Source organism: Paraburkholderia sp. JHI869 (genome assembly GCF_038900775.1).
Taxonomy (GTDB): Bacteria; Pseudomonadota; Gammaproteobacteria; order Burkholderiales; family Burkholderiaceae; genus Paraburkholderia.
The window spans coordinates 41159-61089 of sequence record NZ_JAYMSC010000013.1; the positions used below are offsets into that span (position 1 = coordinate 41159).

17 protein-coding genes are annotated in these 19931 nt (G+C 64.8%); 9 read left to right on the forward strand and 8 right to left on the reverse strand.

Features of this window, described 5'->3' with window-relative positions; all coding sequences use genetic code 11:
- Positions 1-14 precede the first annotated feature (14 nt).
- From eat to VSR72_RS22145, 3 genes are all read right to left on the reverse strand, one after another.
- Complete coding sequence (gene eat, locus VSR72_RS22135) at positions 15-1436, reverse strand: ethanolamine permease (RefSeq protein WP_342954471.1); 1422 nt, start codon at positions 1434-1436, stop codon at positions 15-17.
- A 188-nt stretch (positions 1437-1624) separates the two neighbouring features.
- Positions 1625-2626: a peptidoglycan DD-metalloendopeptidase family protein gene (locus tag VSR72_RS22140; RefSeq protein WP_342954472.1), complete on the reverse strand. Its 1002-nt coding sequence runs from the start codon at positions 2624-2626 to the stop codon at positions 1625-1627.
- Positions 2627-3301: 675 nt separating this feature from the next.
- Positions 3302-3517 (reverse strand): hypothetical protein, encoded by a 216-nt coding sequence (locus tag VSR72_RS22145; protein ID WP_342954473.1) that lies wholly within the window; start codon positions 3515-3517, stop codon positions 3302-3304.
- Between VSR72_RS22145 and VSR72_RS22150 the strand changes: the two genes are divergently transcribed.
- From VSR72_RS22150 to VSR72_RS22165, 4 genes are read left to right on the forward strand one after another with little or no spacing between them, the layout of a single operon-like run.
- A complete protein-coding gene (locus tag VSR72_RS22150) occupies positions 3516-4232 on the forward strand; it encodes an ABC transporter permease (RefSeq protein ID WP_342954474.1) in 717 nt (238 codons plus the stop codon). The two genes, VSR72_RS22145 and VSR72_RS22150, sit on opposite strands and share 2 nt — an antisense overlap.
- Positions 4229-5152 (forward strand): glycine betaine ABC transporter substrate-binding protein, encoded by a 924-nt coding sequence (locus tag VSR72_RS22155; protein ID WP_342954475.1) that lies wholly within the window; start codon positions 4229-4231, stop codon positions 5150-5152. The genes VSR72_RS22150 and VSR72_RS22155 overlap by 4 nt, the downstream gene beginning before the upstream one ends.
- A gap of 10 nt (positions 5153-5162) precedes the next feature.
- Positions 5163-5816 (forward strand): ABC transporter permease, encoded by a 654-nt coding sequence (locus tag VSR72_RS22160; protein ID WP_069265903.1) that lies wholly within the window; start codon positions 5163-5165, stop codon positions 5814-5816.
- Entirely contained in the window at positions 5813-6982 is a 1170-nt protein-coding gene (locus tag VSR72_RS22165; RefSeq protein WP_342954476.1) for an ABC transporter ATP-binding protein, read from the forward strand. Before VSR72_RS22160 ends, VSR72_RS22165 begins: the two co-directional genes overlap by 4 nt.
- A gap of 13 nt (positions 6983-6995) precedes the next feature.
- Here the strand turns inward: VSR72_RS22165 and VSR72_RS22170 are convergent, their stop codons facing one another.
- Complete coding sequence (locus VSR72_RS22170; RefSeq protein WP_342954477.1) at positions 6996-9146, reverse strand: TonB-dependent receptor; 2151 nt, start codon at positions 9144-9146, stop codon at positions 6996-6998.
- 307 nt (positions 9147-9453) lie between these two features.
- Between VSR72_RS22170 and VSR72_RS22175 the strand changes: the two genes are divergently transcribed.
- Together VSR72_RS22175 and VSR72_RS22180 are read left to right on the forward strand one after the other, a co-directional pair.
- A complete protein-coding gene (locus VSR72_RS22175; protein WP_342954478.1) occupies positions 9454-9873 on the forward strand; it encodes a DUF6632 domain-containing protein in 420 nt (139 codons plus the stop codon).
- Positions 9874-9980: 107 nt separating this feature from the next.
- Positions 9981-10280, forward strand: coding sequence for a hypothetical protein (locus VSR72_RS22180; protein ID WP_342954479.1), 300 nt, complete (start codon positions 9981-9983; stop codon positions 10278-10280).
- A gap of 27 nt (positions 10281-10307) precedes the next feature.
- Here VSR72_RS22180 and VSR72_RS22185 read toward each other — a convergent pair whose 3' ends face one another.
- From VSR72_RS22185 to VSR72_RS22200, 4 genes are all read right to left on the reverse strand, one after another.
- Complete coding sequence (locus tag VSR72_RS22185) at positions 10308-11267, reverse strand: spore coat U domain-containing protein (protein WP_342954625.1); 960 nt, start codon at positions 11265-11267, stop codon at positions 10308-10310.
- Positions 11264-13645, reverse strand: coding sequence for a fimbria/pilus outer membrane usher protein (locus VSR72_RS22190; protein WP_342954480.1), 2382 nt, complete (start codon positions 13643-13645; stop codon positions 11264-11266). Before VSR72_RS22190 ends, VSR72_RS22185 begins: the two co-directional genes overlap by 4 nt.
- Before the next feature lie 119 nt (positions 13646-13764).
- The gene (locus tag VSR72_RS22195) at positions 13765-14460 is read right to left on the reverse strand and encodes a fimbria/pilus periplasmic chaperone (protein WP_342954626.1); all 696 of its coding nucleotides are present in this window, start codon (positions 14458-14460) and stop codon (positions 13765-13767) included.
- 53 nt (positions 14461-14513) lie between these two features.
- Complete coding sequence (locus tag VSR72_RS22200) at positions 14514-15050, reverse strand: spore coat U domain-containing protein (protein ID WP_342954481.1); 537 nt, start codon at positions 15048-15050, stop codon at positions 14514-14516.
- A gap of 391 nt (positions 15051-15441) precedes the next feature.
- Here VSR72_RS22200 and VSR72_RS22205 point away from each other — a divergent pair, with 391 nt between their 5' ends.
- The 3 genes from VSR72_RS22205 (at position 15442) to glgX (ending at position 19872) form a co-directional block, all read left to right on the forward strand.
- Complete coding sequence (locus tag VSR72_RS22205; RefSeq protein ID WP_342954482.1) at positions 15442-16977, forward strand: methyl-accepting chemotaxis protein; 1536 nt, start codon at positions 15442-15444, stop codon at positions 16975-16977.
- A gap of 94 nt (positions 16978-17071) precedes the next feature.
- Entirely contained in the window at positions 17072-17395 is a 324-nt protein-coding gene (locus VSR72_RS22210) for an antibiotic biosynthesis monooxygenase (protein WP_201699064.1), read from the forward strand.
- A 299-nt stretch (positions 17396-17694) separates the two neighbouring features.
- Positions 17695-19872: a glycogen debranching protein GlgX gene (gene glgX, locus VSR72_RS22215; protein WP_342954483.1), complete on the forward strand. Its 2178-nt coding sequence runs from the start codon at positions 17695-17697 to the stop codon at positions 19870-19872.
- The last annotated feature ends 59 nt before the right edge of the window (positions 19873-19931 follow it).

Sequence of the window (19931 nt, forward strand, 5' to 3'; positions counted from 1 at the left end):
GCAAAACTAGAAGCTCATTCCTCGAGCAGCCCCTCGGCGGACACCACCTCGCGCTGCGTGCGCGTGGCGAGGAAATACGCGTAGCCGAGCGCGAGAAACACCACGAACACGCCCGCTACCAGCGCATTGAAATACACCATCGTGCCGAGGCAAACGAGTGCGGCCACAAGCGCGAACGCCGGGAAATACGGGTATAGCGGCGCACGGAACGGCCGGTCCATGGCCGGCTGCACGCGGCGCAGCTTGAAGAGCGCCGCCATGCTGACAATGTACATCACGATCGCGCCGAACACCGACATCGTGACGATGTTGGCCGTGAGCGTCTGGCCGCCGAACTGGATCAGCTCGTCGCTATAGATCGCGGCGATGCCCACCACCCCGCCCGCGAGAATCGCGCGATACGGCGTCTTGAAGCGCGGATGGATCTTCGCGAGCCAACCCGGCAGATAGCCTTCGCGGGCCAGCGCGAAGATTTGCCGCGAATAGCCGAGGATGATGCCGTGAAACGAAGCCACGAGACCAAACAGGCCGAGCCAGACGAGCATGTGCATCCAGCCGCTGTGCTCGCCCACGATGAACTTCATCGCTTGCGGCAGCGGATCGTTGATATTGGAGAGCTTGGTCCAGTCGCCGGCGCCGCCCGCGAACACCATGACGCCCACGGCAAGCGCCACGAGCGTGAGAATGCCGGCCACATAGGCGATGGGAATCGAGCGGCGCGGGTTCTTCGCTTCCTCGGCGGCCATGGCGACGCCTTCGATCGCGAGGAAGAACCAGATGGCGAACGGAATCGCGGCGAACATGCCATGAAACGAACCCAGCGAGAAGTGATCGTTACCCGACCAGCCGCCCTTCATGAAGTTCGTCCAGGCGAAACCCGGCGACACCACGCCCATGAACACGAGCAACTCGAAGATGGCGAGCAGCGTGACGATCAGTTCGAAGGTCGCGGCGATCTGCACGCCCACGATATTGAGCGCCATGAACACGAGATACGCGCCCATGGCCGCGTGTTTGGGTTCGAGCCCGGGGAACTGCACGTGCAGGTACGCGCCGATCGCGAGCGCGATGGCGGGCGGCGCGAACACGAATTCCACGAGCGTGGCCGCCCCCGCCAGATAACCGCCGGTTGGGCCGAACGCGCGGCGTGCATAGGCGAAAGGACCGCCAGCGTGCGGAATGGAGGTGGTGAGTTCGGTGAAGCTGAAGATGAACGTGGTGTACATCGCCGCGACGAACAGCGCCGTGACGACGAAGCCGAGGGTGCCCGCGCTGGCCCAGCCGTAGCTCCAGCCGAAATACTCGCCCGAGATCACGAGGCCGACTGCAATGCCCCACAACTGCCACGTGCCGAGCGTCTGATTGAGCGCAGGTGCGCCTGCCTTGCCAACTGATATGCCAACTGCAGCGGGGCGGGCGTTCGACTCGCTTTGCATGGTTTTCTCCCTCTGGGTGGCCCGTGCGGCCGGCCGTGGCCGCAACGGTTGAGTGAAACCATGCTATTGGGTCATTAATCGACGTGTTATCGAAAATCGGCAAATCGTGCATGCGGCGCAGCACGCGCCCGGGCGGGCCGCCGCGGGCCCTCAAGTGCTTGCTTGCGGCGGGCTTTCGAGCGTTGCGCTTAAAGCAGCGGGTCGATCAGCGCGACTTGCTGTGCGAAGCGGTGCTTGTCTTCGCCTTGCAGCGGATCGCGGTGCGGTAAGTCGACGGTCAGCGGATCCTGCGCGACCTGATCCACGTGCACCTCATAGTGCAGATGCGGACCGGTCGCCCAGCCCGTCGCGCCCACGTAGCCGATCACCTGCCCTTTGCTCACTGTCTGGCCAACCTTCAAATGCTTCGCAAAGCGCGAGAGATGCGCGAAGGTCGTCGAGTAAGGGCCGAAGTTTGCGAGCTTCACGACTTTCCCATAGCCCGTTTGCCAGCCGGCGAACATCACCGTGCCGCGCGCCGTCGCATGAACGGGCGTGCCCACCGGCGCCGCGAGATCGACGCCTTCGTGAGGCTGCACGCGGTGCGTGACGGGATCGAGCCGTCGCAGCGAGAAATGCGAAGACACGCGCGTGAACTGCACGGGATAGCGCAAGAACGACGGCGCGGCCGCATGACCGTCCGCGGAATAATAGAACGCCTTGCCCGCGAGGTTCCGATAGAGAAAGAGATCGTGCGAGACGTTGCCGTTCGAGATGCGGATCGCGACAGGCGTGTCGCTGGAAGACGGCGTGGCCTGTGTTGCGCCGGCATTCGCAGCGCTCCCATCGGTTGAATCGTTGGTGTCGCTCGCGTCGTTGCGAAACACGAAGCGGACTTCGCTGCCGCGTTGCAGATCGCGCCGGAAATCGAGCCGGCCCGAAAATGCGCGCGCGAGCCTGGCCGTCGTCGCCGCATCCACGCCGAGGCGCTGGGCCGCCTCCGAGAAGCTGTGCTCGACCACGGCGGTCTCCACGCGAAACGCCGGCGCGCTTTCGCTCGCAGGCGCCGCGCTGGCTACCGCTTGCGACGCCGATTCCTGCGTTGGCGCCGCGGACGTCACCGTTGCCGCGTCGGCAAGCGGATCGTCGGCGGCGACGTCCGCGTGTTTATGCGCGAGCCATGCGGCACTCGTCAAACCGATTGCGGACACAACGATGAGTTTCCCGGCGAAGCCCGGGGAGGCCGCTATTGCACGAAAAGCCATGAATCGAATGACGGATTGCAGTGCAGAAAAACGCGAGCGAGCGCCGCGCTTCTCGAAGTGAATTCGGAAGTGAGATCGATGGCCGCTTTGTTCAACCGGCGAACATCGATGATGCGAAGCGCTCCAAAATAAAGGGCCTTTCTTAAGCGAATCTTAAGAGAGGCCAAAGAGCGGAATATTCTTCCGTCCCGCCCAGCACTGACCGCCGGGAATGCCGCTTGCTGGTTGCCACCGCGCAGAAAATGCGTACCTGTACATGACTTTTCTGCCACCTTTAGAAAACGGGAAATGCTACCGAAATAACTTCATCTGGATACCTGATTAATTTCCCGAAATGACTTATCGAATGCAAGCACGCGTGTTATGTGCCAAGCCGCGATCGCTCCCCAAGGTAGACGCACCTAATCGAATGATCTATACTGATCTCGTTTCGATCACAACGAAGTCGTTCTCGTGCGCATCGAGACACAAGGTCCAGGCTAATGGACCGCTGTGTCGAAAGCGCCATTCAAACGGGCCTCCGGCCCTCGCGTAGCGGCTCAATGCCCTCGCATCCATGCCGTCATCAGGCGGTTTCCTGCTCCAGCGCGCATCGATCTGCTCGGCGCCGTTGAGCTGACATTACAACCAGAAGAACGCGATATGCGCGTTCATGCGACTGCCGCCACACAGCCTGTGCGCGGGCGGACTGGTTTTCGTCCGCAGTCTTTCTTTGGTTCCAATCGCGGCCATGCCGGGATCACGAACTTCCTTCGCGGCGCCATGAGCCACTTCATGCGCGTCCCCGTTGCGCAGCGTTGCGCCGCGCGGCACACAAACAAGGAGGCGTATCTTCATGACTCGACGCTCTGCCCTGCTCGCGGGCAGCCTGATCGCCCTTGCCGTCATTGCGTGGGCACTCTCACGCGCTATCGGCGCCGATACGTGGCATAGCCACGCAGGCGACCTCGCTTACTACACTGAGCGGCACCTGCTGCTCGTTGGTTATTCGATGGCGCTCGCCATCATGGTCGGCGTACCCGCTGGCGTGCTGCTCAGCCGGCCGCGCTTCGCACGCCAGGCCGAACGCTTCATGCAGATCTTCAACGTGGGCAACACGATTCCGTCGCTCGCCGTGCTCGCCATTGCGCTCAGCGTGTTCGGCATCGGCGACATTCCCGCGATCGTCGCGCTCTTTCTTGCGTCGCTCCTGCCCATCACGCGCAACACCTATGAAGGCGTGAAGAACGTGCCAGGCGCGCTGCTCGAAGCGGCGCGCGGCATCGGCATGACGGGCTGGCAGTCGCTCACGCGCGTGGAATTGCCCAATGCGCTGCCCATCATCGTCGGTGGCGTGCGCACTGCGCTCGCCATCAACGTGGGCACTGCGCCGCTCGCTTATCTGATCGGCGCCGACAGTCTCGGTTCGCTCATTTTCCCCGGCATCTATCTGAACGATCAGCCCTTGCTGCTGCTCGGCGCCGCGTTCACGGCCGCGCTCGCGCTCGTGCTGGACGGCGTGGTCGCCGCCGGCAGCCATCAGTGGCTCTCGCGTCACGGAGGGCTCGCATGATGCTCGTCTCACCCTTCCAGTACCTGCGCCGCTTCGTTCGCACGTGCATTGTCGGCACCGTGCTCGTGGCCGCTGCCACGCCCGCTTTCGCGCAACCCAAGCTCGTGCTGGGTGCGAAAAACTTCACCGAGCAATACGTGCTTGCCGAAGTCACGGCGCAATACCTGCGTTCGCGCGGCTATACCGTGGAGGTACGTTCGGGCCTTGGCAGCACGCTCATGCGCAGCGCGCTGGAGAACGGCCAGTTCGACCTCGTGTGGGATTACACGGGCACGGCGGCGCTCGTCTATGACAAGCTCACCGAAAAGCTTTCGCCAGAGGCCATGTATGAACGCGTGAAGGCGCTCGATGCGCCGCGCGGCCTCGTGTGGCTGAACGCCTCTCCGCTCAACGACACCTATGCGTTAGGCCTGCCAAGCAAATTCGCCGAGGAAACAGGCATCACCACCGTCTCGCAGCTGGCTGAAAGATTGAAGACCGATCCCAACGCGAAGCGCTACGTGTTCGGCATGGACGCCGAGTTCGCGAATCGCCCCGATGGCCTCAAGCCGCTGCTCGCCACCTACGACATGAGCTTTCGCCGCTCGCAGATGAAGCAGATGGACCCCGGCCTCGTCTACACGGCGCTGCATAACAACCAGTTGAAGATCGGGCTCGTCTACACCACGGATGGCCGCGTGAAGGGCTTCGGCATCGTGCCGCTCGAAGACGACAAGCACTTCTTCCCGCCGTACAACGCCACGCCGATTGTGCGAAAGGAAGTGCTGGAGCGCAATCCCAAACTGGCCGCGCAGCTCAACGCGCTCTCCGCCTCCATCAACAACGACGTGATGCAGGACATGAACAAAGCCGTCGATCTCGACGGCAAGTCCGCACAGGAAGTGGCGGCGGATTTCCTGCGCACGCATTCGCTCCCTTGAAGGAGGCCGCATGAACGTATTCGACTATCTCGCTTCGAGCTGGCCCGAACTGCTGCAACTCACGCTCCAGCATCTCTACCTCGTGGGCATTGCCGTGGGCTGCGCGATTATCGCGGGCGTGCCGCTCGGCGTGCTCATCAGCCGCCACGACTGGCTCGCGGCGCCGCTGCTAGGGCTTGCAACCATCATCCTCACGCTGCCCTCCATCGCGCTGTTCGGCCTGATGATTCCCGTGTTCTCGCGCTTCGGGCAGGGCATTGGCGCGGTGCCGGCCATCACGGCCGTGTTTCTCTATTCGCTGCTGCCCATCATGCGCAACACGTACCTCGCGCTGCGCAACGTGGATGCGGGCATCAAGGAAGCGGGCACAGGAATCGGCATGACGTCGTGGCAGCGTCTGCGTCTCGTCGATCTGCCGCTGGCCGTGCCCGTGATTCTCGCGGGCGTGCGCACGGCGGTCGTGATGAACATTGGCGTGATGACGATTGCCGCCGTGATCGGCGCGGGCGGACTCGGCACGCTGATCATTCGCGCCATTGGCCAGAGCAGCATGATGAAGCTGCTCGTGGGCGCGGTGCTCGTGAGCGTGCTCGCGATCGTCGCCGACCTGTTGTTGCAGATGCTGCAGCGTGCATTGACACCGAAAGGAGTACAGAAGACATGATCGAACTCGACCAACTCACAAAGACCTTCACGCAGAAAGACGGCCAGGCCGTGCGCGCCGTCGATTCGGTGAGCCTTTCGGTGGCCGAAGGCGAGATCTGTGTTTTCCTCGGCCCTTCGGGCTGCGGCAAGACCACCACGCTCAAGATGATCAACCGGCTGATCGAGCCGACCTCGGGCCGCGTGCTGATCAACGGCGAGGACACCACGGGCCTGAACGAAGTGGATCTGCGCCGCCGCATCGGCTATGTGATCCAGCAGATCGGCCTCTTTCCGAACATGACGATCGCGGAGAACATCACGGTCGTGCCGCGCCTGCTCGGATGGGACAAGAAGCGCTGCGCCGAGCGCGCGGCGGAACTGATGTCGATGGTCGCGCTCGACCCGAAGCTGTATTTGAAGCGTTATCCGCGTGAGCTTTCGGGTGGACAGCAGCAACGTATCGGCGTGATTCGGGCGCTGGCCGCCGACCCGCCCGTGCTGCTCATGGACGAGCCGTTCGGCGCGGTCGACCCGATCAATCGCGAAACCATTCAGAACGAGTTCTTCCAGATGCAGCGGCAACTGAAGAAGACCGTCATCATGGTGAGCCACGATATCGACGAGGCGATCAAACTCGGCGACCGCATTGCCGTGTTCCGGCGCGGCAAGCTCGTGCAATACGATCACCCCGATACCTTGCTCGCGCGCCCGCATGACGATTTCGTCGCGCAGTTCGTGGGCCAGGACAGCACGCTCAAGCGCCTCTTGCTCGTGAAGGCGGGCGACGCCGCCACGCAGCCGGAAACTGCGCGTGTGGACACGCCGCTCGCACACGCATTCGCCGCAATGGACGAAGCCGATTGCCGCTACCTCACCGTGCTCGACGACGCGCAGCACGCGCTCGGCTTCGTGGCGCGCCGTGCCGCGCGTGGGGCCGAAGGCGTGTGCGGCGATCGCATCACGCCCTTCCCGGCCACGGTTTCCGTGGACGACAACCTGCGCATCGTGCTCTCGAAGATGTACCAGTTCCGCGCCTCGTGGATGCCGGTACTCGACGCCGAGGGCGCCTACGTGGGCGAGATCACCCAGGATTCGATCGCCGACTATCTGAGTTCGGGCCGCTCGCGGCAGCAGACCGGCCAGCCGCCGAGCGCGGCGGTGCGGCCGGCGGCTGCCACCGTGTGAGCAGCACGATCCGCTAGAACGTGGTGCGCAATCCCACCATGACACTGCGCCCGCCCTCGGGCGCGATGTCGCGCACCACGGAGCTCGCGTAGCGCACGTCCTGATTCGTGAGATTGTCACCGCGCACGTATGCGAGCCAGTTCGTTGCGCCCACATGGAATTTGTACGTGAGCGCCAGCGCGAGCGTGGTGTAGCCTGCCGTCGGAAAATCGTCTTCGGGCACGCGGTTTTGCGCCCACGCGTGCACCAGTTCGGCGTGCGCGCCGAACGGTCCGTAGCCGTAATCGGCGTTGAGCGTGGCGCGCAAGGGCGCGATGCGCGGCAGCGGCGCGCCCGTGTCCGCGTTGCGCGCGTGCGTGTAGTCGGCGGTCAAGCCGATATCGAGCCGATGCGCGCCGCGCTCCAGCACTCGCCAGCGCCCTTCCAGTTCCACGCCATAAAACTCCGCGGGCACGCCGCGATAAACGGCTTCGTTAAGCGCATCCGCAGTACCGGCTGGCACCGGCGTGTCGTCGTCATCCACGAGGCGGCCCGTGTTGTACTCCGTGAGGTAATTGCGAAAGCGGCTGTAGAACACGCCCGCGCTCGCCTTGTTCGGGCCGCTCGCGTAGCGCAGTGAAAGATCCGTGGAAATGGCCTTTTCCTTCTGCGCGTCGGGGTTGCCGATCAGGTACTGACCGGTCGCATCGTGCGGGCCGTTTGCATATAACTCGTAGAAGGTCGGCGCACGCTCGGTGTACGCCACGCTGCCCACCATCGACCATACCGGCGTGAGCTTGTAGAGCGCGCCCGCCGAAAGGCTGCCCGCATTGAAGTCGCGCGATTGCACACCTGCGAACTTCGTGCCGTCTTCGCCCGCCACCGGATCGAGCTTCACATGTTCGATGCGCCCGCCCAGACTCAGCTTGAGCGCGGGCGTCACGTTCCACTCCTCCAGGCCAAACAGCGCGACGTTGCTGGTTTGCGTGGTCGGCACGAGCGCCTCGTCGCCTAACGCCGAGAACGTGTTCTGGCTCACCTGCACGCCAAAGGCGCCCTCCAGCGGCCCGAGTTTCGCGTGGCGCGCCTCGAGTCGCGCTTCGTAACCGTGATTGCGGAACGTCGTGCTCGTTTCGCCGTTGTCGATCTCGCGATGCTCGTAGTCCGTATAACCGAAGTCGAACTTGAGCTGACTGATCGGGCCTTGCAGGTTGCGCACTTCGGACGCGAGCGCCACGTGGTCCTGGTGCATGCGCAGGCGCACGTCGTCTTCGGCGACGGAACCGTAGTTCGCGTCGAAGCCGTTGTACGCAATGCCCGCGTAGCCGTCGGCCCACGTGTACGAGGAGCCGACCGCGCCACCGTGCCAGCGGCCGTCGCTGTTCGGGATGCTGCCGTAGGGCTGGGCAGCATCGGGACCGTCGAGCGCGCGTTGCTGCGCCGAGTGCGCGTAGCCGGGAATGCGCTGGTTGCTCGTGTCGCGATCGAACGCGTCCACGTGAAAGGCGAAGCCGCCGTTGCCCCCTTCCACCTGCGCCGCGCCTGCACGGGCGTCGTTCGCGCCGCCGTAGCTCGCGTCCACGGCGCCAGTCACGCCCGAAACCGGCTCGCGCGGAATGCGGTTGTCGATCGTGTTCACCACGCCGCCAATCGCATTGCCGCCGTACAGCAGCGCCGCCGGGCCGCGCACGATCTCGACGCGCTCGATCGAGAGCGGGTCTTGCGGCACGGCGTGGTCGTACGAGAGCGACGAGGCGTCGAACGCGGCCACGCCGTTTTGCAGCAGGCGGATGCGGTCGCCATCCATGCCGCGAATGATCGGACGGCCGACCATCGGGCCATAGGTTGTCGTCGAGACGCCCGGCAGACCGTTGAGCGTTTCGCCGAGCGAGTTGGCGCGGCGCAGGACGAGCGCGTCGCCGTAGAGCGCGCTGGATGGCGCAGTAAGGTCGGCGCTGGCGAGCGGGTTGGCGGTGACGAACACCGGCGCGAGCGTAGCGACGCCCGACGTATCGACGCCAGGCAGTGTGTCGCCAGCCGCGGCATCGGCAGTGTCGGTTACCGGCGATTGGGCATGAGCAAGCGCACCGCAGAGCGCGACGGGCAAGGGAGCGAGCGGCAGGACGCGCGCGAAGCGCAGCCCCGCCAGCAACACGGACAAGGACGTAAATGGAATGGTCGCCACGATGTTTTCTTGTTTGCGTCGTTCGAGTGATGGGCGGCGAACGTCCGGGGCCCAGGATGGACGTACGCCGCACAGGGTGGTGGCTGCAGCTCGACACGAATGTTACGTTATAACATTACGTATGTGAATGGGATTTTAACGGATGGCTTCCAGATCGCTGCCACGACACTCAACGGGGTGACGGCAAACATCGTCGATCGCGCAGGGAAATCGCACGAACTGGCGCGTTAAATCGCGAGCGACTTGCACGAGACACCGCGTGCGCGCATATTCCCCATACTGTCAGACGGACACAACGGGGTGCGCCATGGACGACTCGACCCGGCTCAAAAGTCTCTCCATCGCTCTCTACGCGATCGGCGCAATTGCCCTCTTCGCGGTCTACCCGTTGATGGCGCTCTGGCCTTCGGGCTGGACCTGGCATTCGGGCCACTCCGACTACCCGCTGATGATCGTCGGCATCTACGCCACGCTCGGCGTGTTTCTCATACGCGCCGCGCGCCGTCCGCTCGAGCACTTGAGCCTGATCTGGTTCACGGTGTGGTCGAGCGTCGTGCACGGCGCGATCATGACGGTCCAGTCGGTGATGTCGCCCGGCCATCTCGGCCATCTCGTCGGCGACGTGCCCGCCCTTTTCATCATTGCCGCTGTGCTGGCCGTGCTTACGCCGCGCCGCGCACAAGCAAGCGCGGGCGCCCCGCCGCGACCGAGCCTGCGGACGAATTGACGCGGCGCTCAACTTTGGGCGGCTTTCTGCCGACAAACAAGGAAGAACCTCCTGGATGAAGCCGTTCGCGCACCCTTGCGGCGCGCGGCATTGAATCGTTTCCGACCATGCGCCCCCTCTCCCTACGACGGCTTGCGCTCGCGCTCGCCGTTCCCCTGCTGGCGTTCGCGCTGCCCGCCGGCTTTGCCGCCGAGCCCGCGCCGGCCACGATGCTCGTGAGCCTGGTCGTCCAGCCTAGCTGTGTAGTAATTTCGAACCGCAGCGCGGCGCTCGCGCCGGTCGTCGACTGCCTGCATGGCGAGCCCTGGCTCGTGAGCCAAACGGCCACGCAAGGCGCGGCTAGCGCACTCGCGTCGCCGTCGCGTTTGCGCGTGGCGCCCGACGCGATCTGGACCGTCGTGTTCTGAATCCGCCACGCTTCGGCCGCCGGAAAGTCAGAACGAAATCGTCGCCGTAATGGTGTCGCTATAGCTGCCCGGCGCGGGCGTGCCTTGCGCGGGCACCTGGCCGTACACGGTGAACACCTGCTGCGCGCCTGAGCCCGTGCCGGTCGCCATGGCCGTGCCGCCGGTGCCGTCGCCCCACGCGCTGCCATACGCCGAATCCAGGTAGAGCTGATACCCCACGCTGCCTCCGCCGCCCGAGCGCTGCATCGCGCGAGCGGCCACGTTGCCGCTTGCGCCACCGTTCAGCGCGATGCGAAACGCGTCGCCGTTGGTGCATTGCGCGGTGATGGTCCCTGTGGCGCGCAACGCCGAGGCGAGCACGCCGGCCGCGCCGAACGCCACGCTGGTCGCGCTGATGTTGCAGTTGTTCACGACGTTCGCGTTCGCGCTGAACGCGAACGTGCCGCCACTCGAAGTCAGCGACGAGCAGCTTGGTGCGCCCAGCAGGTAGAACTCGTAGTTGATGGCTGTCTGGTTGCCGCCAAAGCTCTGCGTATAGGCCGTCGTCGCGTTGCCGACCGTGGGTACGGTGGGCTGCGCCGCCGTGATCTGTCCGTAGAACGGCACGGTTTGCGTGAGCGTCGTCCCGGCGGGTTTGGTCATCGTGAGCGAGATCGGCGTCGTGCCCGAATACACCGAGCCCCAGGGCAGCGTGTGCGCCGCGTCGCGATAAAGGTCGTAACGCAACTGGCTGGTCCCGTTCGTCATCGTGCGTGGACTCGTGCCGCCCAGGTTCAGGCAAACGAGCACCGTAGGCGTGAACGTAACGGCGGGCCACGTGCAGGTTACGCTCACGCTGCCCGAGCTCGTGACCGCCGCGCCCGAAATCGGGCTCACCGATCCGAAGGACACCGGAGAAACCGACGCCGAGCAGCTTTGCGCGCGCACGCTGCCCGCCGCGCAAAGCAGCACGAGACTGAAGGCGAACATGAGCAGCGTGCGCTTCATGGCGGTGCGCTTGCCGTCACCGGCTTGCACGCGAGCGGACCGATCGTCTGCAAGCCGTCGCCCTGCTGCCGCCACGCGAACGCCACTTCGCAATGCAGCGAGCCGTTGTCGATAAGCAGATGGTTGTCGTCTTCGAGGCCATCGACGAACGTAATGCCGTCGTAGCCCACGATCGTGTCGCGGCCGCTTTCCACGTGGTGCACGCGCGCGCCCGCCGGCACATGGCGCCCATCGGGGCCGTTCACAATGATCGACGCCGCGCGATAACGCGTCACGCCGAAATGCGCGAGCACGCCCGACTGCGATTGCGGCACGAGGTCGAGCGAGGTCGTGGCGAGACGCGCGTCGGCGGGCAGCTTCATCGCGTCGATGGCGACCTGGTTGTGCTGGTACGCGTTGAGGTCGGGAATCAGCAGGTGGCCGCCGCCATCGGTCATGCCGATCACGCGGTTCTCGTGCAGCACCGGAATGCCTGCGACGCCATCGGTCGAGACGAGCGCGAAGCCGTCGTCGACGCGGCGCGCGAGTTCCACCGAACGATCCATCAACACGACCGCACCGGTGAGATCGAACGCGCCGATGGTCTGCGAGCCCGCCTGCTGCACCGAAGCCGTCGCTTCCCCGTAGTTGCCGAGATACTGCACCTGCGCCTGGCGATATGGCGTCGCGCCCGCGCCGCCGTTTTGCACGCCCCAGCCCCAGCCGCCCGCGTAGTCGGGCGGCTGAAGCGCGTTGACGTTCCATGTCGAGGCGCCGTCCTGGCGGCCCACGCTCGCGTTCACCGACGTGTTGTGGCCGAGGCCCAGGCTCGCGCTCAGCAGCACGCCGCGCGAATTGTGCTGGCGAAAGTCCTGGTACGCGCTCAGGTTCAGCGAAACGAGGTTGCCGAAATTGAAGGTCCACGCAACGGAGCCGATTTGCGATGGCGGCGCGGAAGGAATCTTGTAGCCGATGTAGCTGAGCGAAAAAGTCTGGCTGCGCAGGAACGGAATGGCGAGCGTCACGCGGTCGGTCGTGGTGGGCACGGGCGTGCCGTCGCGCGCGGCGAGGTCGCCGTAGTTGCCGAACGCGCGGATCGTCTGCGCGTCGATCGACACGCGCGGCGAAACGTATTGATAGCCGATGCTCAGTTGCGTCCCGGCAAGCTTCCCGGTGCTGGCCGACACCGCCCCGTTGATCACACCCGCCGTGCCGATGCCGAAAAGTGCGCCCACGCCTGCGTTGTAGAGTCCGCCCGTGAGTTCGCCGTGCGCTTCGAGCGTGAGATGGCTGCTCACGCCGTGACGCCACGACGCACTCGCGGCCGGACGCGTGTCGTAATCGAACGAATCGAGCCCGTAATTGCGCCGCAGAAACCCCGCCTCGAACGAATAGCTGCTCAGGCCCGGCGCCATGAGCCGCGTATCGACGTAGAGCGGCACCGAAGTCGCGATCGTGCGCCCGAGCGCGTCGCGCGTGACGACGGTGGCCTGCCCTGCGCCCGTGATGCCGGGCACGTCGTTGATGATGAACGGTCCGCTCGGCACGTTGCCGCTGAACTGGCGCACGCTGTTGATATAAAGATCGACACCGGTCGGCACGACTGCGCTGCCGGGCAGCGCCGGGACAGGGAACGTGACGAGGTCGGGGCGCAGCGCGAAGTTGCTGCGCCACTGCACGCCGCCCATGCGGATCGAACGGCTCCACGCGAGCGACGACGTAATCGTGTCGCCGATCTGCGTGGTCGCGAGTGTGGCCGGGTTCGACATGCTCCACGACGAGTCGTAGCGCACATAGCTGTTGTGCGCGCGATAGAGATAACCCACGCCGGTATTGCTCAGTACACCTAGTGGATCGAAATAGCGCTCCTCGCTCCAGAGCGCGAATTCCGACGCCGCGCCCGACTGCGCGTACGCGTCGTAGTTGAGCACGAGGCCGCGGTCGGAGCGTGCGGGCGGTATCGCCGCGACGGCGCGCGAGTCGAACTGGTAGGGCTTGCGAAACGCATCGGGCACTTGCAGATCGATGCGCTGGTGCGAGGCGTCGTAGCGGTAATGCAAGCCGGGCACGGCATCGAGATCGACGTTCTGCGCGTCGGCGACATGCAGGCGTTGCGTCGCCACGCCCACGGCGTCGAGGTCTTCCGCGCTCGCGGACAGCCGCCCGCCCAGTTGCCGGAAATGCACGATGCGCGACGTGGACTCGCCGTTCACGTCGACTTCGAGATACAGGTCACGCGCGTTCATCGTGCCGGCGTCCACGGGGGGCGTCTGGGCCCGCACGGGCGCGGCGAGCCATGCGGGCAACGTAAGCGGCATCAGCGACATCAGAGACGTAAGCGCCGCGAACCGGCGGCACGCGCGGCGGCCACGGCGAGTGGCGCGTCGTGTTCGTTCCATGCTTCGTTCTTTGGTTCATACCGCTCTCGTGCGCGCGCTGCCCGCTGCGCGCGCACGAGCCTCCCTGCTGTCTGCCTGCCTGTTCCGTAATGCGCGCGCCCTCCCCTGCGTCATGCGCATCAGCTACCTTCATCCACCGTCACCGGCGCTTGCATGGGCAACGTGTTGACCGTGGCGTGCACCGACATACGCGCCTGCGGCGTCGTGCCCGGCGGCAAGTCGATTCGCCATTGACGGCTCTTGCCCGCCAGCGCGTAGCCGAGCAGTCCCTTCGTGATCTCGTACGCGTGCCCGGAGGCGTCCACCAGCCGCACGGCCGCGATCTGCGCACGCCGGGCCCCGGCGTTGTCGGCGCGCAGCGCCCAGCCGGTCGGCGCATGCACGAGTCGCCAGGCGAGCACGGGACGCGCCGCCGCGTTGGCCGATTCGACGAACACCGGCACCGAGTAGCGCAGGCGGATCGTCACGCCGTCCGCGCTCGCGGCGCCCGGCGGCGGCAACTCGTCGATCAGCAGGCGATAGGTCTCTTCGGCCGCGGGCGGCGCGCTCGCCGTGCGCACGAGGCGCACGAGCTGATCGCCGTGCGGCGCGACCTCGATGAGCGGCGGGCTTGCGATCACGCCGCTTGCAGGCGTGAGCACGTCATCGCCATTCGCCTGGTCCCACTGGAACACGCGCACCTGGCCGTAGAGCGGGGTATCGCCGGGATTGCGCAGCGTGAGGCCCGTCGCGCTTTCGCCGGGTGCGAATTCGATCGTCACCGGCGAGATCTGCAGCGTCGCGGCGCGCGCCGCGGCTGGCAGCAAGCCGAGCATCAAACCCAATGCGACGCTCGAAAACGCTGCGGCGCTGCGCAGGCCGCGGCCCTTCAAAAGTAGACCGTCGCCGTGACGGTCGTCTGGTACGTATCGGGCTTTGGCGTGGCCTGCGCCGGCACCTGGCCATACACGGATAGCGTCTGTGCCGAACCCGTGCCGGTGCCCGCCACTGTGTTGGTGCCCTGCGTATTGCCCCAGATCGTCGTGTGGCCAGCGTCCTGGTAGAGCTGGAAGCCGACCGTCGTGCTCGTGTTGCCCGTGGTCGTGCCCGCCATCAGCCGGCTCGTCACGCTGGAGCCGGTCACCGTGCCCGCGTCGAGCCCGACGTTGTAGGGCGTAGTGTTCGTGCAGGTCACGCTGAGCGTGCTCTGCTGATTGACGGCCGTGGAAAGCACGCCATTGGTGCCAAAGCTGAGCGGATTTGCGGAGATCGCGCAATTGGCCTGGAGCGTGAGCGTGACGTTGAAGGTGGCCGTGGCGGTGCCGTTCGAATAGGTCGCTGCATGCGCGAGCGGGACGAACGGAACGACCGGCAAAAGCGCGATCGGCAAACCGGCTGCAACGGCAAGGACGTGTAGGCGTTTCATCGACCTGGCTCCTGCATGCACGTCCGCTCACGCGGACGACAGCGGAAATTGGGGAAGTGAACGTTCTCGATGTCCTATTTATACGAAGAATAGTCCGACGCCGCAGAGAGAAATTACATTCTGTTACAGCAGGCGGAATCCATTGATGCGTAACGCGTTGTGAGATATCAACGCGCGTCGACCGGCCTTGAAAGGAGGAAAAAATGCCCTCACCACAGCTAATTCAGTAATATTTACAAATCATTCTTATTCTGTAGTTCTTTAAAAATATTCGGGTTCACCCTAAATCCCGACCGCCAGCTGTCGATATGTAAGGTGACGCCCGTCGGCGGCAGCCCGCAAAGATGGGCCGCTCCGCTTGCGTTGCCCTTGGTCAAAACGGTACAGACGCATGACACTCACCATTCGAGCGCGCATCGCCCTCACGTTCGCGCTTCTCGCCCTCCTGCTCACGATTTCCGGTGTGCTCGGCTTCATCAGCACGGAAAAGGCCAACAGCGCCAACCGCGACACCTATCGCAACAAGCTCGCCGAATCCACGGCCATCGACAACGCGGAAATCTATATCGCGCGCACGCGCCTCGTGCTCGACCGCGTGGCGCTGCACCCCGACGCGCCCTCGGTGCCCGACCAGCTTCAACGCGCCGCCGGCTTCTTCAAGGACTCGGACACCTGGTGGACGAAGTTCACGCAAATGCCGCACGAGAGCGACGAACTGCCGCTCATCGCGGCGACCACCGAGCGCCGCACGGCCATGCGCAACGCGGTGTCGGACTTCACGAAGGCGCTCGAATCGGGCGACAAGGCCAGCGCCGACAACATCGCGATGACGCAGCTCTCCGACCTCTACAGCGCGATGAGCGCCGCGAACAACGAGGTCAAGAAGCACCTCTATAACAACGCAAAGGTACGTTATGAGGAGGCCGAAGCAAATTTCCATCTATTCTCGGGCGTGAGCGCCGTCATGGTCGCGCTCGGGCTGCTCGGCGCGGGCCTCGGCTGGGTGATGCTGCGCCGCGCGATCATGGAGCCGCTCAATTACGCGCTCACGAGCCTCAATGAAATATCCTCGGGCAATCTGAGCCAGACTGTGCGCGCGCAGCGCCGCGACGAAATGGGCCTGCTGCTGGAAAACATCGAAAAAACCCGCAAGGAACTGGGCTCCGTAACGGGCGCAGTGCGCTCGGGCAGCGAATCGGTTTCGGTGGCCACGCGCCAGATCGCGGCGGGCATGATCGACCTCTCGGCGCGCACCGAGGAACAGGCTGCGTCGCTGCAGGAAACAGCCGCGAGCATGAACGAGCTGACGTCGGCGGTTAAGCAGAATACCGACAACGCGCGCCAGGGCAGCACGCTCGCGCAAACGGCGGCAAACGTGGCGTCGCGCGGCAGCGACGTCGTGCAGGACGTGGTGAGCACGATGAGCGAGATCGAAGGCAGTTCGCACAAGATCTCCGAGATCACGGCCATCATCGAAGGCATCGCGTTCCAAACCAATATCCTCGCGCTCAACGCGGCTGTGGAAGCCGCGCGCGCGGGCGAGCAGGGCCGCGGCTTCGCCGTGGTCGCGAGCGAGGTGCGCTCGCTCGCGCAGCGTTCCGCCGCGGCTGCCAAGGAGATCAAGGACCTCATTGTGAATTCGGTGGCAACCGTTTCGCACGGCACGGAACTCGTTTCCACGGCGGGCGCGACGATGGCCGAACTGCACACGTCCGTGCAGCGCGTGACTGCGATCATGAACGAGATCGCGTCCGCCTCGGAGCAACAGCAAAGCGGCATCGAGCAGGTCGACACCGCCGTCACGCAGATGGACGAAGTCACGCAGCAGAACGCGGCGCTCGTCGAGCAGGTGACGGCTGCCGCCCAGGCGCTCGACACGCAATCCACGAAGCTTGCTGGCACCGTGCAGGTGTTCCGCGTCGGCTGAGCGCGCCTCTTATAATCGGAAATCGAAGCGACGGCGGGCGCCTCTGTCCCGCAGTCGCGCTTAACGATTTTTCGTACGCGAAGAGGAACGCCGCATGTATATCGCCATGAACCGATTCAAGGTCGCGCTGGGCTCCGAGGCCGCATTCGAGGAAGTCTGGGCCACGCGCGACACGCATTTGAAGCAAGTGCCCGGCTTCATCGAATTTCATCTGCTCAAAGGCCCGCAGCGCGAAGACCACGTGCTCTACGCGAGTCACACGATCTGGGCGAGCCACGCGCACTTCGAAGACTGGACGCGTTCCGACGCATTTCGCGCGGCGCATCGAAACGCGGGCAATGCGGGCGGCGCGAACCGTCCGGTCTATTTGAGCCACCCCGAGTTCGAAGGCTTCGAAGTGGTGCAGACCGTGAAGTAAGCGGCGCACGCGAAATCACGAAGACGCATCGGTAAATCTGTGCACGCGCTGCGCCAAAGCTACACGCTCGCAGCGCGCGTCGGCCCCTGACGCAGCATTGCGCGGCACGATCCTCGCGACAATCGGCGGCTGTAAAAAGTGCCGCTGCGCCCCGCGCTACCCGCCCCTCTCTCCTCGCTCTCCCTTGCATCGCGCTGCATAGCGCGCCATTGGGCCCAAACCTTGCTTGATACAAGCCCCCGCCCTTGCGCGCAATGGCGTTGGAGGCGCGCGCCATCGCGTCCCCAACCGACGAGCCCATGAAGAAAAAAACCGCCACCCGCATCGTAGAAGGACAGCCGTTTCCCCTCGGCGCCACCTGGAACGGCCGCGGCGTGAACTTCGCGCTCTTCTCCGCGAACGCAAAAAAGGTCGAGTTGTGTCTCTTCGACAAGAACGGCCTGCGCGAACTCGAACGCATCGAGTTGCCCGAATACACCGACGAGGTGTGGCACGTGTATCTGCCCGACCTCGAACCGGGCGCCATCTACGGGTATCGCGTGCATGGGCCGTACGAGCCGCAGGCGGGCCATCGCTTCAATCCGAACAAGCTGCTGCTCGATCCCTATGCGAAGGCCCATGTGGGCGCGCTGCGCTGGCATCCCGCCGTGTTCGGCTACACGATCGGCAGCCCCGACGGCGATCTTTCGTTCGACACGCGAGACAGCGCGCGCTATGTGCCGCGCTGCCGCGTGGTCGACCAGGGCTTCACGTGGCATCACCCAATGCGCGAGCGCGTGCCGCGCGAGCGGACGATCATCTACGAAACGCATGTGCGCGGCTATACGATCCGCCATCCCGACGTGCCGCCTGAAGAACGCGGCACCTTCGCGGGCCTCGCACAAACGCCGGTGCTCGAATACCTACGCGGGCTGGGCGTGACATCGGTCGAACTGCTGCCGATTCATACCTTCGTGAACGACTCGCACCTGCTCGAACGCGGCCTCACGAACTACTGGGGCTACAACACCATCGGCTTCTTTGCACCGGACCCGCGCTACTCGGTGGGCGAACACGGCTCGATCGACGAATTCAAGAACATGGTGGACCGGTTGCACCAGGCCGGGCTCGAAGTGATACTCGACGTGGTTTACAACCACACGGCCGAAGGCAGCGAACTGGGACCGACGCTCTCGTTTCGCGGCATCGACAATGCTTCGTACTACCGACTGCCTGAAGACCGGCGCTACTATATCAACGACACCGGCACGGGCAATACGCTCAATCTCTCGCACCCGCGCGTGCTGCAAATGGTCACGGACAGCCTGCGCTACTGGGTGCTCGAAATGGGCGTGGACGGTTTTCGCTTCGACCTCGCGACGATCCTCGGGCGCGAGCCCTATGGTTTTGACGAAGGCGGCGGCTTTCTCGATAGCTGCCGTCAGGACCCGATCCTCGCGAGCGTGAAGTTGATTGCCGAGCCCTGGGACTGCGGGCCGGGCGGCTACCAGGTGGGCGGCTTCCCACCCGGCTGGATGGAATGGAACGACCGCTTTCGCGACACCACGCGCGCCTGGTGGAAAGGCGATGAAGGCCGTGCCCCCGACCTCGCCACGCGCCTGTGCGCGTCGGGCGACAGCTTCAACCGGCGCGGGCGGCGGCCCTGGTCGAGCGTGAACTTCGTCACCGCGCACGACGGCTTCACGCTGAACGATCTCGTTTCGTACAACGATCGCCACAACGAGGCCAACGGCGAAGAGAACCGCGACGGCCATGGCGACAATCTCTCGTGGAACTGCGGCGAGGAAGGCCCGACCGACGACCCCGAAATCCGCGCGTTGCGCGAGCGCCAGAAGCGCAACTTCCTCGCTACGCTGCTGCTTTCACAGGGCACGCCGATGCTGCTCGCGGGCGACGAGTTCGGCCGCACGCAGCGCGGCAACAACAACGCATACTGCCAGGACAACGAGGTGAGCTGGGTAGACTGGGAAGGTATTGACGACACGGGCCGCGCACTCGCCGACTTCGTGCGCAAGCTCACCGCACTGCGCCATGCGCTGCCGGTGCTGCGGCGCAACCGCTTTCTCATCGGCGAGCACAACCCCACACTCGACGTTACCGACGTCGAATGGCTCTCGCCCGCGGGCGTGCCGCTCGCTCAGGAGCAGTGGGACGATTCGGCCATGCGTTGCTTCGGCATGCTAATCGATGGACGATCACAGACGAGCGGCATCATGCGCCTCGCTTCGGATGCGACCATGCTCATCGTGCTCAACGCCTATCATGACGTGGTGGAATTCACGCTGCCTTCGGTGCCGGGCAACGATCAGTGGCGTTGTCTCATCGACACGAATATGCCCGTGCGCGACGAGTTGCCCGAATTCGAAGCGGGCGATATGTACCAGGTGACGGGCCGTTCGCTGCTGCTGTTCGCGCTGCATGCGCGCGGCGCGACGCAGCGCGTGTTCGACCGGCTGGAGGAAGACCTCACGGGGTGAACGGCATGCGTTTTTGCGGAGTGGCGGCGAAGCCGCCGGTCCGTTTTCCGAGGCGTGGC

Excerpts from the sequence above, each read along its gene's own strand:
- eat (WP_342954471.1), bottom strand. The coding sequence starts at position 1,436 with ATGCAAAGCGAGTCGAACGCCCGCCCCGCTGCAGTTGGCATATCAGTT.
- VSR72_RS22150 (WP_342954474.1), top strand. The coding sequence starts at position 3,516 with ATGACTCGACGCTCTGCCCTGCTCGCGGGCAGCCTGATCGCCCTTGCC.
- VSR72_RS22145 (WP_342954473.1), bottom strand. The coding sequence starts at position 3,517 with ATGAAGATACGCCTCCTTGTTTGTGTGCCGCGCGGCGCAACGCTGCGC.
- VSR72_RS22155 (WP_342954475.1), top strand. The coding sequence starts at position 4,229 with ATGATGCTCGTCTCACCCTTCCAGTACCTGCGCCGCTTCGTTCGCACG.
- VSR72_RS22160 (WP_069265903.1), top strand. The coding sequence starts at position 5,163 with ATGAACGTATTCGACTATCTCGCTTCGAGCTGGCCCGAACTGCTGCAA.
- VSR72_RS22165 (WP_342954476.1), top strand. The coding sequence starts at position 5,813 with ATGATCGAACTCGACCAACTCACAAAGACCTTCACGCAGAAAGACGGC.
- VSR72_RS22175 (WP_342954478.1), top strand. The coding sequence starts at position 9,454 with ATGGACGACTCGACCCGGCTCAAAAGTCTCTCCATCGCTCTCTACGCG.
- VSR72_RS22180 (WP_342954479.1), top strand. The coding sequence starts at position 9,981 with ATGCGCCCCCTCTCCCTACGACGGCTTGCGCTCGCGCTCGCCGTTCCC.
- VSR72_RS22185 (WP_342954625.1), bottom strand. The coding sequence starts at position 11,267 with ATGAAGCGCACGCTGCTCATGTTCGCCTTCAGTCTCGTGCTGCTTTGC.
- VSR72_RS22190 (WP_342954480.1), bottom strand. The coding sequence starts at position 13,645 with ATGGAACGAACACGACGCGCCACTCGCCGTGGCCGCCGCGCGTGCCGC.
- VSR72_RS22195 (WP_342954626.1), bottom strand. The coding sequence starts at position 14,460 with ATGCTCGGCTTGCTGCCAGCCGCGGCGCGCGCCGCGACGCTGCAGATC.
- VSR72_RS22200 (WP_342954481.1), bottom strand. The coding sequence starts at position 15,050 with ATGAAACGCCTACACGTCCTTGCCGTTGCAGCCGGTTTGCCGATCGCG.
- VSR72_RS22205 (WP_342954482.1), top strand. The coding sequence starts at position 15,442 with ATGACACTCACCATTCGAGCGCGCATCGCCCTCACGTTCGCGCTTCTC.
- VSR72_RS22210 (WP_201699064.1), top strand. The coding sequence starts at position 17,072 with ATGTATATCGCCATGAACCGATTCAAGGTCGCGCTGGGCTCCGAGGCC.
- glgX (WP_342954483.1), top strand. The coding sequence starts at position 17,695 with ATGAAGAAAAAAACCGCCACCCGCATCGTAGAAGGACAGCCGTTTCCC.